The organism is Aureivirga sp. CE67 (genome assembly GCF_015767245.1).
GTDB lineage: Bacteria > Bacteroidota > Bacteroidia > Flavobacteriales > Flavobacteriaceae > Aureivirga.
In genome coordinates, this window is sequence record NZ_JADOTV010000001.1 from 191,404 (window position 1) to 207,962 (window position 16,559).

General features: G+C 30.0%; 11 protein-coding genes. 7 read left to right on the forward strand and 4 right to left on the reverse strand.

From position 1 onward, the window contains the following. Positions 1–23: 23 nt before the first annotated feature. A complete protein-coding gene (gene uvrA / locus I0K12_RS00915) occupies positions 24–2,852 on the reverse strand; it encodes an excinuclease ABC subunit UvrA (RefSeq protein ID WP_196885019.1) in 2,829 nt (942 codons plus the stop codon). A gap of 182 nt (positions 2,853–3,034) precedes the next feature. On the opposite strand from uvrA, the gene I0K12_RS00920 reads away from it, so the two are divergent. From I0K12_RS00920 to I0K12_RS00935, 4 genes are all read left to right on the forward strand, one after another. Further along, complete coding sequence (locus I0K12_RS00920) at positions 3,035–6,481, forward strand: HYR domain-containing protein (protein ID WP_196885020.1); 3,447 nt, start codon at positions 3,035–3,037, stop codon at positions 6,479–6,481. 535 nt (positions 6,482–7,016) lie between these two features. After that, positions 7,017–7,700, forward strand: a complete 684-nt coding sequence (gene trmD / locus I0K12_RS00925) for a tRNA (guanosine(37)-N1)-methyltransferase TrmD (protein ID WP_196885585.1) — start codon at positions 7,017–7,019, stop codon at positions 7,698–7,700. Positions 7,701–7,932: 232 nt separating this feature from the next. Then, complete coding sequence (locus tag I0K12_RS00930; RefSeq protein ID WP_196885021.1) at positions 7,933–9,159, forward strand: hypothetical protein; 1,227 nt, start codon at positions 7,933–7,935, stop codon at positions 9,157–9,159. A 92-nt stretch (positions 9,160–9,251) separates the two neighbouring features. Beyond that, positions 9,252–9,845 (forward strand): rhomboid family intramembrane serine protease, encoded by a 594-nt coding sequence (locus I0K12_RS00935; RefSeq protein ID WP_196885022.1) that lies wholly within the window; start codon positions 9,252–9,254, stop codon positions 9,843–9,845. Here I0K12_RS00935 and I0K12_RS00940 read toward each other — a convergent pair. Further along, the gene (locus I0K12_RS00940) at positions 9,842–11,020 is read right to left on the reverse strand and encodes a MalY/PatB family protein (RefSeq protein WP_196885023.1); all 1,179 of its coding nucleotides are present in this window, start codon (positions 11,018–11,020) and stop codon (positions 9,842–9,844) included. The genes I0K12_RS00935 and I0K12_RS00940 overlap by 4 nt on opposite strands. Before the next feature lie 8 nt (positions 11,021–11,028). Next, entirely contained in the window at positions 11,029–11,907 is an 879-nt protein-coding gene (locus I0K12_RS00945; protein ID WP_196885024.1) for an SDR family oxidoreductase, read from the reverse strand. Between the two features lie 190 nt (positions 11,908–12,097). Between I0K12_RS00945 and rpmH the strand changes: the two genes are divergently transcribed. Beyond that, on the forward strand, positions 12,098–12,256 hold the full coding sequence (gene rpmH, locus I0K12_RS00950; protein WP_196885025.1) for a 50S ribosomal protein L34: 159 nt from the start codon (positions 12,098–12,100) through the stop codon (positions 12,254–12,256). A gap of 117 nt (positions 12,257–12,373) precedes the next feature. Then, positions 12,374–15,220: a carbamoyl-phosphate synthase large subunit gene (gene carB, locus I0K12_RS00955; RefSeq protein ID WP_196885026.1), complete on the forward strand. Its 2,847-nt coding sequence runs from the start codon at positions 12,374–12,376 to the stop codon at positions 15,218–15,220. Between the two features lie 68 nt (positions 15,221–15,288). On the opposite strand, the gene I0K12_RS00960 is transcribed toward carB, so the two are convergent. Further along, positions 15,289–15,720 carry a hypothetical protein gene (locus I0K12_RS00960; protein ID WP_196885027.1) on the reverse strand — a complete coding sequence of 144 codons (432 nt, stop codon included), beginning with the start codon at positions 15,718–15,720 and terminating at the stop codon, positions 15,289–15,291. 158 nt (positions 15,721–15,878) lie between these two features. Here I0K12_RS00960 and I0K12_RS00965 point away from each other — a divergent pair, with 158 nt between their 5' ends. After that, positions 15,879–16,553: a M15 family metallopeptidase gene (locus I0K12_RS00965; RefSeq protein ID WP_196885028.1), complete on the forward strand. Its 675-nt coding sequence runs from the start codon at positions 15,879–15,881 to the stop codon at positions 16,551–16,553. The last annotated feature ends 6 nt before the right edge of the window (positions 16,554–16,559 follow it).

Genomic DNA, 16,559 nt, shown 5'->3' on the forward strand with positions numbered 1-16,559 from the left:
TTCTCTTGTATTTTAATAGAAAATTACGCTTCCAATTCTAATTTTAAGAATTTGGCTGTATAACTTTCTTGGTTATTAATTATTTCTTCAGGAGTTCCTGTTCCTAAAACAGTTCCTCCGTTTTTCCCACCTTCTTTTCCTATGTCAATAATATAATCTGCCAGTTTTATCACATCTAAATTATGCTCAATAACCAAAACAGTATTTCCTTTATTCACTAATTTATTTAGAACTTCCATCAACACACGAATGTCCTCAAAATGCAATCCAGTAGTAGGTTCATCTAAGATATAAAAAGTATTTCCTGTTGCTCTTTTAGACAATTCTGATGCCAATTTTATTCGTTGGGCTTCTCCTCCAGAAAGTGTAGTTGATTGTTGCCCCAACGTTATATAACCCAAACCAACGTCTTTTATTGTCTTAAGCTTCCTAAAAATTTTCGGAATATGCTCAAAAAAGTCTACAGCTTGGTCAATTGTCATGTCTAAAACATCTGAAATTGACTTTCCTTTATAGCGAACTTCCAACGTTTCATGATTGAATCTTTTTCCTTGACAAGTTTCACATTCTACCTGAACATCTGGTAAAAAATTCATTTCAATCACACGAACTCCACCACCTTGACAAGTCTCACATCTTCCTCCTTTTACATTAAAAGAAAAACGTCCTGGTTTGTATCCGCGAATTAAAGCTTCTGGTGTTTTTGCAAATAAACTTCTGATTTCTGCGAAAACACCAGTATAAGTTGCAGGATTCGAACGAGGTGTTCTTCCAATTGGCGATTGATCAATTGCAATTACTTTATCAATATTTTCTAAACCTTCAATTTTCTCATAAGGCATCGGTTTTTTGACACCATTATAAATATGTTCGTTTAAAATTGGATAAAGTGTTTCATTAATCAAAGTAGATTTTCCACTTCCTGAAACTCCTGTAACCCCAATTAATTTTCCTAAAGGAAATTCAACAGAAACATTTTTCAGATTATTTCCTTTTGCTCCAATTAATTTTAAACTTTTTCCGTTTCCTTCTCTTCTTTCTTTTGGTATTTCAATTTGTCTTTTTCCACTTAAATAATCTGAAGTTAAAGTATCATGTTCTAAAAGTTCTTTAAATGAACCTTCGCTTACGATTTCTCCTCCGTGTGTTCCAGCTCCTGGTCCAATATCTAAAACATAATCTGCTTGTAAAATCATGTCTTTATCATGTTCTACTACAATTACCGAATTTCCAATATCACGAAGTTTAAGAAGCGAATCAATTAATCGTTGATTATCTCTTTGGTGTAAACCAATACTTGGTTCATCTAAAATATAAAGAACTCCAATTAATTGTGAACCAATCTGCGTTGCCAAACGAATTCGTTGTGCTTCTCCTCCAGACAAAGATTTTGAAGTTCTATCTAAAGTTAAATATCCTAAACCAACATCTAATAAAAATTGAACTCTTGTTCTGATTTCTTTTAGAATTTCGTTGGCAATTTGTTTTTGTTTATCGTCTAATTTTTCATCTAAACCTTCTAACCAAAGTTTTAAATCAGAAATATCATATTTCGCGACTTCAGAAATATTTTTTTCATCAATCTTGAAATAAAGTGATTCTTTTCTCAGACGCTGTCCTTTACAAGATTTACATGGAACTTCATCCATAAAATCTTTTGCCCAACGAGTTATTGATCTAGATTCAGAATTTTCATATTGACTTTTAATGAAATTACTAATTCCTTCAAAATCAATTTCGAAGGTTCTTGTAATTCCCATTGCTTTAGAAACTACTTCAAATTTTTCATGACCTCCATTAAGAATAATTTCCATTGCTTCCTCTGGAATTTTACTAATCGGATCTGAAAGTTTGAAATTATATTTTTCACCAATAACTGCCAATTGTTTGAAAATCCAAGATTTCTTTTCTTCTCCAATTGGAGCGATTCCTCCTTTTTTGATAGAAAGCGAAGTGTCTGGAATAATTTTTTTCAAACTAATTTCTCTCGTAATTCCTAAACCTTTACAATTCGGACAAGCTCCTTTTGGAGAATTGAAAGAAAATGTATTTGGTTCTGGAGTTGGATAAGAAATTCCTGTCGAAGGACACATTAAATCACGACTAAAAAATCGAGGCTGGCTTGTATCCATTTCTAAAACCATCAAGATATTTTCACCAGCATACAAAGCAGTTTTAATTGCTTCAATCAGTCTTTTTTCAATAGTTTCAGTAATTCGGAAACGATCAATTACAATTTCGATATCATGTGTTTTATATCGATCCAATCGCATTCCTTTTTCGATTTCACGAATTTCACCATCCACACGAACTTTTAAGAAACCTTGTTTGGCAATTTGCTCAAAAAGCTCACGATAATGTCCTTTTCTAGAACGAACAACTGGAGCTAAAACCATCACTTTTTTATCTTGGAAAATTTCCAAAATCAGTTCTTTGATTTGCTCTTCGCTATAACTCACCATTTTTTCATTTGTATTATACGAATAAGCAATTCCAGCTCTAGCGTATAATAAACGTAGAAAATCATAAATTTCCGTAATCGTTCCAACTGTAGAACGAGGACTTTTGTTCGTTGTTTTTTGTTCGATAGAAATAACAGGAGATAAACCTTCGATTTTATCTACATCTGGTCTTTCCAATCCTCCTAGGAACTGGCGCGCATATGCAGAAAAAGTTTCTACATATCTTCTTTGACCTTCTGCGTAAATGGTATCGAAAGCAAGTGAAGACTTTCCGCTTCCGCTTAAACCTGTAATCACTGTAAGTTTTTCTCTTGGTATCTGCACATTCACATTTTTCAGATTGTGAACTCTTGCACCTAATACCTCTATGTTATCTTGATGTTTTGACATTGGCTTCTGTGAAAACTACAAATTTAAAAAAAAGGATTTCAAAAAAATCATAAAGTTGTAAAATTGATACAATCGGCTTTTATAATTACATCTTAACTAATCTTAATACTATTTTAACATTTTAACCTACAGTTAATTACATAAACATACCTTTGATATAAATTAAAATTATAAAAGAAATTATGAAAAAAACTCTACTCTTAAAAAGTCAACTCTTTTTAATTCTTGTTTTTATCTTTCAAATGACATTCGGACAATGTCCTGATTCAGATTTAACCTTTGAAACACAAGAAGAAATAGATCAATTTTTAGAAGATTACCCTGACTGTACAGAACTAGATGTACATGTTACTATTGGAACTGTAAACCCAAACACTACGAACATTACAAATTTAAATGGTCTACAAAATATCACTAAGATTCATGCTTCTCTTACAATTAGAGCAAATGGTTCTTTAGTAAATTTACAAGGATTGCAAAATTTAACTACAATTGAAGATAACTTTAGAATTGAAGGTAATGATGCGCTTCAAAATTTTAATGGATTAGATAATTTAAACTCTATTGGAGGATATTTTACTGTTTTAAACAATGATGCTTTAGATAATTTTGAGGGAATTTCGAATTTAAGTGCAATTTCTGAAGATTTACTAGTCAAAGGAAATACTAATCTTGAAAATTTTGCTGGAGCTACAAGTCTAATGTCTGTTGGAGGTTATTTAAAAGTTGAGGAAAACTCTTCTTTATTGAATTTTTCTGGACTGGATAATCTAACTAATATTTTAAGCAATTTAGAAATTAACTCTAACAATAATCTTCAAAATCTTCAAGGCTTGGGCAGTTTATTTTCTATTGGAGAAAATTTGATTATCAATGAAAATAATGCGTTACAAAACTTTGCTGGAATTAATAGTTTAGAAACCGTTGGTTTTTTTGTAAATATTCGTTTGAACGAAAATCTTTCTTCTTTAGAAGGTTTAACGAGCTTATATTCCGTTGGACATTATTTTAGAATTGAAGGAAATCATAATTTAACAAATCTATCAGGTCTGGAAACACTTACAACAATTGTAAACTATTTAAGTATTTTAAATAATAATGGACTTTTAAATCTTGAGGGTTTAAATAATTTAAATCTTGTTGAAGGAGATTTATACATTGGAGGAAATGATCTTCTTACAGATTGTTCAGCAATTTGTGAGTTCTTAAATATCGAAGACAGCGTTGGAGGAACAATTACAATTCAAGAAAATCTGACTGGTTGTAATTCTTTAGCAGAAATTGAAACAGACTGTAACTGTCAAAACGAGTTTCCTGAGGATTTTTCTTTATCGAATTTAATTTTCCAATGTAGTGCAACAGAAGAAGAAATAACAGTTCCTATAATTTCTAATTCATGTGATGAAACTATTACTGCTACAACTGAAACAGATTTGAATTTTGAAGAATTTGGTGAGTTTCAAATTTTATGGAATTTTGAAAATTCTGAAGGGGAGATAATGCAATACTCACAAACAATCATTATTCAAGATACTATTGATCCTGTAACTCCTACTCTATTGGAATTGACCGAAAACTGTGAATTAGTTGTTACAGAAGATATGTTTCCAACTACAGAAGATAATTGTGCGGGAATTATTACGGCAACTACAGAAAGTAATTTAGTTTTTGATCAAGTTGGGGAATATGAAATTGAATGGACTTTCACAGACACTGAAGGAAATTCGGTTTCTACAATTCAGATTGTAAATATTGTAGATACTATAAATCCTGAAATCCCTGAATTAGAAGAATTGACTGAAAATTGTGAATTAGTTGTTTCAGAAGAAATGTTTCCTACGACAGAAGATAATTGTGCTGGAATCATAACAGCAACATCAGAAAGTAATTTAGTTTTTGATGAAATTGGAGAATATGAAATTGAATGGATTTTCACAGATGCTGAAGGAAATTCGGTTTCAACAATTCAGATTGTAAATATTGTTGATACTGTAAATCCTGAAATTCCTGAATTAGAAGAATTAACAGAAAACTGTGAATTAGTTGTTACAGAAGAAATGTTTCCTACAACAGAAGATAATTGCGCTGGAATTATTACAGCAACAACGGAAAGTAATTTAGTTTTTGATGAAATTGGAGAATATGAAATTGATTGGATTTTCACAGATACTGAAGGAAATTCGGTTTCAACAATTCAGATTGTAAACATCGTAGATACTGTAAATCCTGAAATTCCTGAATTAGAAGAATTAACAGAAAACTGTGAATTAATTGTTACAGAAGAGATGTTCCCAACAACAGAAGATAATTGTACAGGAATTATTACAGCAACTACGGAAAGTAATTTAATTTTTGATCAAGTTGGGGAATATGAAATTGAATGGATTTTTACGGATAATGGTGGAAATTCGGTTTCTTCTATTCAAATTATAAACATCATTGATGAAGAAAATCCTGAAATTCCAATCTTAGAAACTTTAACATTAGAATGTAACAATTCTGAAGATTTGGTTGCAACAACTTTTGACAATTGTGATGGAGAAATTGAAGGAGTTTTAGAAAATAATAATTTAGCCGAAGGAGAAAATATTGTAACATGGATTTTTGAAGATTCAAGCGGAAACTCTGTTACAGCAAACCAAACAATTATTTTAATTGACGATGCAGCACCAACTCCTCCAGTAATTCCTATAACGTTTGCAGAATGTGAATTTACTGTTACCACAGTTCCTACTGCTTATGATTTATGTTCGGATGTAATTATTGTTACGCATGATCAAGAAAGTTTGACTTATAATTCTCCAGGAGAATATTTTATCGTTTGGACTTTTGAGGATGATAATGGAAATATTTCTGAGACAACACAAGTAATTGTTATTGAAGATACAGAAGCACCAACTTTTGAAAACTGTCCAGAAAATAAGATTATTGATTTAAATATATCTTGTGAATATGAAATTCCAGACTTTACAGATTTTGACTTTGATTTAATGGATAATTGTTCAAATGAAATTTCAATTGTACAAACTCCAGAAGCGGGAACAATTATTACTGAAAATACTGAAATTACAATCTCTTTCACTGATGATGCAGAAAACGAATCTCAATGTAACTTTATTATAGAAATTGTAGATACAACTGCTCCTGAAATTGAATGTCCAGGAACGCAAAATATTTTAGTTGAAGCGGATGAAAGTTATACTTTAGAAGATTTCACTACAGAAATTCCTGTTTTAAATGCTTGTGATAATTATACTATTACACAAAATCCTGAAGCTGAAACAGAATTAGAAATTGGTTATCATGTTGTAACACTAGAAATTGTAGATGATTTTGGAAATACACAATCTTGTCAATTTATTGTAAACGTAACAACGGATTTAGATATTTCGGAAACAGAAATTGAAAATCAAATAAGTATTTATCCAAATCCTGCTACAGATATTTTAAAAATTGAAAGTCTGCAAGAAATTCAAAATGTGTATGTTTTAGATTTAAATGGAAAAATCATTTTAAAACAGAAATATGAAAATCAAAATATTGATGTTTCCAATATTTATAGAGGAATGTATTTTGTAAAAATTGAAACCAAAAATAAATCCATATTACAGAAGATACTTTTAAAATAAATTAAAGAAGGGGAATCAATTGATTCTCTTTTTTTGTATCATTGTTTTAAATAAAAAGCATTAAAACTATGATTAAAAAACTTAAAAGCCTCGAATTTATCCTTACATCTATTTTATTTATAAGTTTTATCATCTTCAATTTTGTTCTAAGAAATCAAGAAAACAACATTTTCACAATCTTTTTACCAATACTCTCTTTTGCTATAATTTCTTATTTTATTTTTATAAAAAACAATGAACAAACTTTTATTCCCCTAGGGATTTCTCTTTTACTTGCTAGTTTTAATTTGATTTATTATACAGGTGATTATTCCTTTTCTTTTTATTCAGGAAATCTTGAAGTAGAAATTTTTCCTTTTGGCTTACTTCTTTTTTTATTTATCAAAAAACACGAAAAATTCATCAACCTTTTCAAAAATCCAAAAGTTACTTCTAACAAAAAATAATAATTCTAGTCAAAATTCTTCGTTCCTCTTCTCATAAAAATGCAAATTTTAAAAGTAGATTCTTTCAAAATCAATATCTTTGCGCCATGATGAGAATTGACATTATAACGGTTTCACCAGAATTGATCCAAAGTCCTTTTGAGCATTCTATTATCAAAAGAGCAAGAGACAATGGTTTTGTAGAAGTTCACTTTCATAATTTAAGAGATTATGCATTGAACAATTATGGAAAGATTGATGATTATCAATTTGGTGGTGGTGCAGGAATGGTTCTGATGATTGAGCCAATTGACGCTATTATTACGAAGTTAAAAGCAGAAAGAGAATATGATGAGATTATTTATATGACTCCAGATGCGCCAACTTTGACACAGCAAACAGCAAATACACTTTCTTTAAAGAAAAATATCATGATTTTGACTGGACACTATAAAGGTGTAGATCAGCGAGTTCGTGATGCATATATTACAAAAGAAATCTCTATTGGAGATTATGTTTTAAGTGGTGGAGAGTTAGCTGCTGCTGTTTTAAGTGATAGTATTATTCGTTTGATTCCTGGAGTTTTAGGAGATGAGACTTCTGCTTTAACGGATTCTTTCCAAGACGGATTACTTTCACCTCCTGTTTATACTAGGCCTTCGGAATATAAAGGTATGAAAGTTCCGGAAGTTTTGCTTTCAGGTAATTTTCCAAAAATTGATGAATGGAGAAGTGATAAAGCCGTAGAAGTTACAAGAAGAGTTCGCCCTGATTTATTAGACGAAGAAGAATAAAAAAGATACTTTTTTCAAAATATTTAAATCCGCTTCCAGTTTTGGTTAGCGGATTTTTTCATTTTATTAACTTTTAATTTCAGCTATAAATATTATTTTAAGTTAATTTTTAATCATAATTAATATTTTTAACTTTTTATAATTCTATACTATCATTTTTTAATTAAAACTACAAATTAAACTTCATTTTGATATTTTTGCAACAATTACAAATTGCAAAACAAAAATTAACATGAAGTTAAAATTATTTTTTTTATTGTTTATAAATTCAATAGTTACTTTCGCTCAAATTACTTTTGAAAAAGGTTATTTTATAAACAATGACAACGAAAAAGTCGAATGTCTAATTAAAAATGTAGATTGGAAAAACACTCCAACAGAATTTTTCTACAAAACTTCTGAAAATGGAGAGGTAAAAAAAGAAACAATCGACAATGTAAAAGAATTTTCAGTTCTAGATAAAACAACTTTTAAAAGATTTCAAACAGATATAGATGTTTCTTTGGATGACCTTAGAAGATTGGATAATACTAGAAATCCAAAATTCGAAAACAGAACTATCTTTTTAAAAGAAATCATTTCTGGAAAAGCAAATCTTTATATTTATGAAGAGCCTGGGTTAAAAAGATTCTTCCTAGAAAAAGAAGATTTACCGATTACACAATTGATTTATAAAAGATTTAGAATCAATAGTGATTACAACAAAATCCGTGAAAACAATTATTTTAAACAACAACTTAAAAAACATTTAATCTGTGCAGATATAAAAGTTTCAAAATTAGAAAGAGCTGTTTATCACTCAGAAAGCTTATCTAAAATTTTCATTGATTACAACTATTGTGGAAAAGAAAAAGAGAAGAAAAAAGAAATCAACAAAGTTGAAAACAAAGCAAAAACTAAATTTCATTTTTCTGTAATTCCATCTTTCAAACTGACAAACCCCAGTTTTGAAGGACCATATTATACATTCAAAAATCAATATATGGATGAGGAGCTTAAAGATTTAAATCCAGTACAAATAGGAGTTGAACTTGAAATGATTTTACCTTTCAACAATGGAAAATGGGGAGCTTTTATTAATCCTAATTTCAGAACTGCAAGCCAAGATTTAGAATTTGAATTAGATAAGGCAGAAATCAAAATGAATATTTTAGAGATTAATGTTGGTTTCAGACACTACATGTATTTATCAAAAAAATCTAAATTATTTATCAACGGAATGCTTTCTCATGATATTTATTTCAATTCTTATATCAATTTTGAAGAACGACCAAAATATAGAGAAAACCTTGATTTAGAAAGCGGAACTGGTATTGCTGCTGGTGTTGGTTTTAAATTCTTAGATAAATTTAGTGGAGAAGTTCGTTATTATTCAAATAAAGATTTCTTGAGAAACCACATACATTGGAAAGGAACAAGTTCTAGCCTTTCAATTTTATTTGGTTACACTATTTTTTAAAAAACATTTCAGAGCTGGTTGAAAATTTAACCAGCTTTTTTTTTGAAATCAACAGTTCTTTTAATTTTCTATATTTGTAAAAAATAAGCTAAATGAGTTTAATCAAAGAATTTAAGGAACAAGCATCTACATCTTTCAAAGTTGTCGCAGTACTTTGGATCATTTTTATTTTGGATATTTTATTTTCCAATTTATTCAATTTTCACTTTTCAAGATTCGGAATAATCCCTAGAAAAATTTCAAGCTTAGGTGGAATATTTTCAGCTCCATTTCTGCACGGTTCTTTGTATCATATTATTAGTAACACAGTTCCTCTTTTTATTCTTTTATCTGTCTTCTTGACTTTTTACAAGAAAAATGCTGCAAAAATTTTACTAATTGCTATCACTCTTGTTGGTTTACTTACTTGGGTTATTGGTAGAAATGCAAGTCATATTGGAGCAAGTGGAGTTATTTATTTTTTAGCAAGTTTTTTATTTTTCAGTGGTTTATTTCAAAAAAAAGCCATTTCAATTATAATTTCCATTTTAGTTTTTCTTTTCTATGGAAGTATGTTTTGGGGAATTTTTCCAAGTTTACCATACATCTCTTGGGAAGGGCATTTATCTGGATTTTTAGTTGGTCTATTTTTAGCTTTTATGTACAAAAAACAATTAGCTGAAAATAACGAAGAACAATATATTTAGTTCATAGACTTTTTAATTTCTTTTTTCAATTTATTAAAAGCTTTTTGAATCTTTTCAGAAGAACAAGCAATATTCATTCGCATATAATTATGATATTCTTCTCCAAACCATTTTCCTGGAGTAAGACCTATTTTTGCTTTTCTAAAAACTAATTCTTCCAAAGATTCTAGATCTAAATTTAATTCTGAAAAGTTTAACCAAATTTGGTAAGTTCCTTCTAATTCAAAAACTTTAATTTGTGGTAATTCTTTATGTAAAAAAGTTTGAATCCAACTAAAATTCTCTTGTACAAATTCTAATAAAAAATTTAACCATTCCTCTCCTTTTGTAAATGCAGCAATTGTTGCATACATTGTTAAAGAATTTTCATGATGTAAAAAATATTTTTCTGTGAAATTTTTAATATTTTCTCGAATTTCTACATCTGGAATATATATAAAACCACTCGAAATTCCTTGTAAACCAAAAGTTTTAGAAGGAGAACCAACTAAAGTAATATGTTTCGAATTTTCGAAAGAAGTGAAACTTGTAAATGGTTTTTCATTAAAAATGATATCTGAATGAATTTCATCACTTATAACAATGACATCATATTTTTCAGCCAAAAAATAAATTTTCTCAACATCTTCTTTATCCCAAACACTTCCTATTGGATTATGAGGATTGCAAAAAAGAAAATACCGAACTTCTCTTTTCGACATTTTCTTTTCTAAATCTTCAAAATCTATTTTATATCGTTGATTTTCTATTTTTAAAGGACTTCTAAGGACTTTTCTATTGTGCGAAGTAATAATTCCTGTAAAAGGAGGATAAACTGGCGTCTGAATGATTATTTCTTCATTTTCTTCTGTGAGCTCTTTTACAAGAATTGAAATTGCAGTCAAAAGGTTATTTACACGAATAAAATTATCAGTCTTCAAATGAATATTTTGTTTTTTCAAATACCAATCCGAAATCGCTTGATTTACTTTTTTCGAAACATCTTCATATCCATAATTTTCTCTATGAACTACTTTTAATAATTCTTCTGTAATTGGTTTTGCAATTTTATAATCCATATCTGCAATCCAAAAAGAATCTATATCAGAAATTCCGAAATGTTGTTTTAAAACTTCTGGATTTTTCTTCACAAAATTGGATTCAAAAGAATCTTCAAAAATTTCAATCTTATTCATTTTTAGTTTTATTTCCCTTTCTTCGCACGAATCATTTGCTCTAACATGTCCCACATTTCTTCTGGAATTTGATCTAAGAAATTAAATTCTCCAGCTCCTTGCAACCATTCTCCGCCATCAATCGTAACCACTTCTCCATTAATATAAGCTGAAAAATCAGAAAGTAAATAAGCTACCAAATTCGTAAGTTCTTGATGTTCTCCAACTCGTTTTAAAGGAATTTTATTTTTCAAATCAAACTTATCTTTCAAATTTCCAGGAAGCAAACGATTCCAAGCTCCTTCTGTTGGAAAAGGTCCTGGAGCAATTGCATTCATTCGAATTCCATATTTTGCCCACTCCACAGCTAAAGATCTTGTCAAAGCCAAAACTCCAGCTTTTGCACAAGCAGACGGAACTACATAAGCAGAACCTGTCCAAGCATATGTTGTAACGATATTTAGAAAAACTCCTTCTTCTTGATTTTTAATCCATTTTTTTCCAAGTGCAAGTGTACAGTTTTTTGTTCCTTTTAAAACAATATCTAAAATCGTATCAAAAGCATTTGCTGAAAGTCTTTCTGTTGGTGAAATAAAATTTCCTGCAGCATTATTGATTAAAGCATCAATTTTCCCACATTTTTCATAAGCAATACCAAGCATTTTTTCTACTTGTTCATAATCTCTAACATCACACGCAATTGGAATAATTACTCCTTTGATTTCTTCTTGAAGTTCTTCTGCAGTAATTTGAAGTTTTTCAAAATTTCTTGAAGTAATAATTATTGTTGCACCTAATTGCGACAAATATTTGGCCATAGATTTTCCTAAACCACTTCCGCCACCAGTAATTACAATTGTTTGATTGAAAAAACTGTTCTCCTTAAACATTCCTTGTTTGTAGTTCATTTCTCGTTTTTCCTCTAAAGTATTAATTTTTTTGCAATTAGCTTAACAAAATATTTTTTAAATTTTTCTTTAATTTGGTTTGTAGACTACAAAACTAATTGTATATTTGCCCACGCTTTTATAAAAGGAATTCGCAAAAGTAATCAATAGATAAATAACAGAAAATACGATACTTTAAAAGATATTTACAATGAAAAGGACTTATCAACCATCGAAAAGAAAAAGAAGAAATAAACACGGTTTTAGAGAAAGAATGGCTTCTGCTACTGGAAGAAAAGTTCTTGCAAGAAGACGTGCAAAAGGTAGAAAAAGAATCTCTGTTTCTTCAGCTCCAAGGCCAAAGAAATAATGATTTATTTTTAAAATATATAAGGTGTTACTTTTTTTTAGTAGCACCTTTTTTTTATACTTTTTTGAGTTCCAAACTATAAAATAACAATACAACAACACAACAAAACTAAATATCATGCCTAGAAACAAAAACATTAAGTCGATTTTGATTATTGGTTCTGGACCAATTATTATTGGACAAGCATGTGAATTCGATTATTCGGGGTCTCAAGCTATTCGCTCATTAAAAGAAGAAGGAATTGAAGTTATTTTGATTAATTCAAACCCTGCTACAATTATGACTGATCCTTCTTTGGCAGATCACATTTACCTTAAACCATTGACAACTAAGTCTATTCGTGAAATCTTAGAGATTCATAATGTAGATGCTGTTTTACCAACAATGGGAGGTCAAACTGCCTTAAACTTATGTATCGAAGCTGATGAAAAAGGGATTTGGGAAGAGCATGATGTGGAACTTATCGGAGTAGACATCGATGCGATTAATATTACGGAAGATCGTGAAAAATTCCGTGAATTAATGTTAGAAATCGGAATTCCAATGGCACCTCAAGCTACAGCAACTTCTTTCTTAAAAGGAAAAGAAATTGCTCAAGAATTTGGTTTCCCATTAGTAATCAGAGCTTCTTATACTCTTGGTGGAGCTGGTGCTTCTATCGTTTATAAAGAAGAAGATTTCGACGAATTATTAAGAAGAGGTCTTGAGATTTCTCCTATCCATGAAGTGATGATCGACAAAGCTTTAATGGGATGGAAAGAATATGAGTTAGAGTTATTACGTGATAAAAATGATAACGTAGTAATTATCTGTACTATTGAAAATATGGACCCAATGGGAATCCATACTGGAGATTCTATCACTGTTGCACCAGCAATGACTTTAAGTGACAGAACTTTCCAAAAAATGCGTGATATGGCAATCCATATGATGCGTTCTATCGGTGATTTTGCTGGAGGATGTAATGTTCAGTTTGCAGTAAGTCCTGATGAAAAAGAAGATATTATCGCTATTGAGATTAATCCTCGTGTATCTCGTTCTTCTGCTTTAGCTTCAAAAGCAACTGGTTATCCAATTGCAAAAATCGCATCTAAATTAGCTTTAGGTTACCATTTAGATGAATTAGATAATCAAATTACAAAAACTACTTCTGCTTTATTTGAACCAACTTTAGATTATGTTATCGTAAAAATTCCTCGTTGGAACTTTGATAAATTCGAAGGATCTGATAGAACTTTAGGATTACAAATGAAATCTGTTGGAGAAGTAATGGGAATCGGACGTTCGTTCCAAGAAGCATTACACAAAGCAACACAATCTTTAGAGATTAAACGTAATGGATTAGGAGCTGACGGAAAAGGAGAAAAAGATTATGAGATTATCTTACATAAATTAAAATATGCAAGTTGGGATAGAGTTTTCGTAATTTATGATGCAATCCAAATGGGAATTCCATTAAGCAGAATTCATGAGATTACGAAAATTGATATGTGGTTCTTAAAACAATACGAAGAATTACATATGTTAGAGAAAGAGATCTCTACTCATAAATTAGAAACTTTACCACAAGATTTGCTTCTTTTAGCAAAACAAAAAGGATTTGCGGATAGACAAATCGCTCACATGTTAGGATGTTGGGAAAGCGAGATCTATAAAAAAAGAGATGAATTCCAAATTAATAGAGTATATAAATTAGTAGATACTTGTGCAGCTGAATTCGAAGCACAAACTCCTTACTACTACTCTACTTTTGAAAATAAAATGATTGTTAATGGCGAAGCTTATTCTGAAAATGAAAGCGTTGTTACTGACAAAAAGAAAATCGTAGTATTAGGTTCTGGACCAAACAGAATTGGACAAGGAATTGAGTTCGATTATTCTTGTGTACACGGAGTTTTAGCTGCAAAAGAAGCTGGATACGAAACTATCATGATTAACTGTAATCCTGAAACAGTTTCTACAGACTTTGATACTGCTGATAAACTTTATTTCGAACCAGTATTTTGGGAACATATTTATGACATCATCCGTCATGAAAAACCAGAAGGTGTAATTGTTCAGCTTGGAGGGCAAACTGCCTTAAAACTTGCTGAAAAATTAGAAAAATACGGAGTAAAAATTATCGGTACTAGCTTCGAAGCTTTAGATTTAGCAGAGGATAGAGGTCGTTTTTCTAGTTTACTAAGTGAAATGGATATTCCTTTCCCTAAATTCGGAACTGCAACAACTGCAGATGAAGCTTTAGCAATCGCTGATTCTTTAGATTTCCCAATCTTAGTTCGTCCTTCTTATGTATTAGGAGGTCAAGGAATGAAGATTGTAATCAACAAGCAAGAATTAGAAGAGCACGTTGTAGATTTATTACGTAAGATTCCAAATAACACATTATTATTAGACCATTATTTAGATGGAGCTATCGAAGCAGAAGCAGATGCAATCTGTGATGGTGAAGATGTGTATATTATCGGAATCATGGAGCACATTGAGCCTTGTGGAGTTCACTCTGGAGATTCAAATGCTACACTTCCTCCATTTAACTTAGGAGAATTCGTAATGCAACAAATTAAAGATCACACAGTGAAAATTGCAAAAGCATTAAAAACTGTAGGATTGATTAATATTCAGTTTGCAATCAAAGATGATAAAGTTTATATCATTGAAGCAAACCCTAGAGCATCTAGAACAGTTCCATTTATCGCAAAAGCTTACCAAGAGCCATATGTAAACTATGCTACGAAAGTAATGCTTGGAGATAAGAAAGTGAAAGACTTTAATTTCAATCCTCAATTAAGCGGATATGCGATTAAACAACCTGTTTTCTCTTTCAACAAATTCCCGAAAGTAGATAAGAGATTAGGACCTGAGATGAAGAGTACTGGAGAGAGTATCTTATTCATCGATAGCTTAAAAGATGATGAGTTCTACGAATTATATTCAAGAAGAAAAATGTATTTAAGTAAATAATAAACGATTTACTTTCCTATAAAATTGAAAACCAAACTATTCTTTGAGTAGTTTGGTTTTTTTATTTCTTATTTATAGTTATCAAATTCTAGAAGCTTATAATTTTCTGATTGAATTGTCTTATAATCGTGTTTAAAATATTCTTCAAAAATCTTTTCTTGTTGCGCATTCATTTCGTCAGTTGTTTCTTTCCAAACCTCATAAGAATTCCATTCTATAAACATTGCTAATCTATTTGGATACTCTACTGGTTGTGCAATTCTTTTTGAGAAAAAAGCTCTATTTTTCATGATAAAAGGCGTCCAAACAATACTATCATAATGTAAAAATTCTTCCAGATGTTCCTCGTTTTGAAATTCATAAACATTAAATTCTATTGCTCTAAAATCTTTTTCTTTTTTGTTTAAAAAACTTCTCTCACTACTTTTTGTAACATTGATAAAAGAGAAAATCACAAAACTCAACAACACAATTCCTAACAAAATTCTTGGTATTTTCATAATTCAATATTTTCATCTCTATTAAAGTTAGTCATTTAAAAACCCAAAACATAACAACGCATGAGTGGAAAACAAAAATTATCTTTTCTTTCTGAATTTAAAAATTGTTCTTTTTTCAAAATAATTCTATCTTGAACGCTATTCTTATAAATTGAATTATGAAAAAAATATATTTATTTCTATTTGCTACTATTTTCTTTTTTAGTTTTCAAAAAAAGGATACTTTACCAAAAGGATTTTCTTATGTAGACTATAAATTACCATCGATTATTACAGATATTCGCTATCATTCTAAAGATAATTTTGTTGGAAAAAAAATTGATGGTTATGAAAAATCTGTTTGTATTTTGACAGATGAAGCCATCGCAGCATTAGATAAAGTTCAGAAAGAATTAATCACTAAAAATTTAGGCTTAAAAATCTATGATGGATACCGTCCACAAAGAGCTGTAAACGAATTTGTACGTTGGGCAAGAGTTTTAGATGATACTCTGATGAAACAAAAATATTATCCAAATGTGCGAAAAAGAAACCTTTTTAGAGATGGATATATCGCTTCAAAATCTGGACATTCTAGAGGGAGTACAGTAGATTTAACTTTAGTAAATTTTGAAACTGGAGAAGAATTGGATATGGGAAGTCCATGGGATTATTTTGGAAAAGAATCTTGGGTGAAAAATCCAAATTTGACACCAGAACAAAAGAAAAACAGACAAACTTTACAGAAAGTAATGAACAAACACGGATTTCGTTCTTATAGCAAAGAATGGTGGCATTTTACACTAAGAGGGGAGCCATATCCGAAAACATATTTTAATTTCCCTGTGAAATAAAATTCA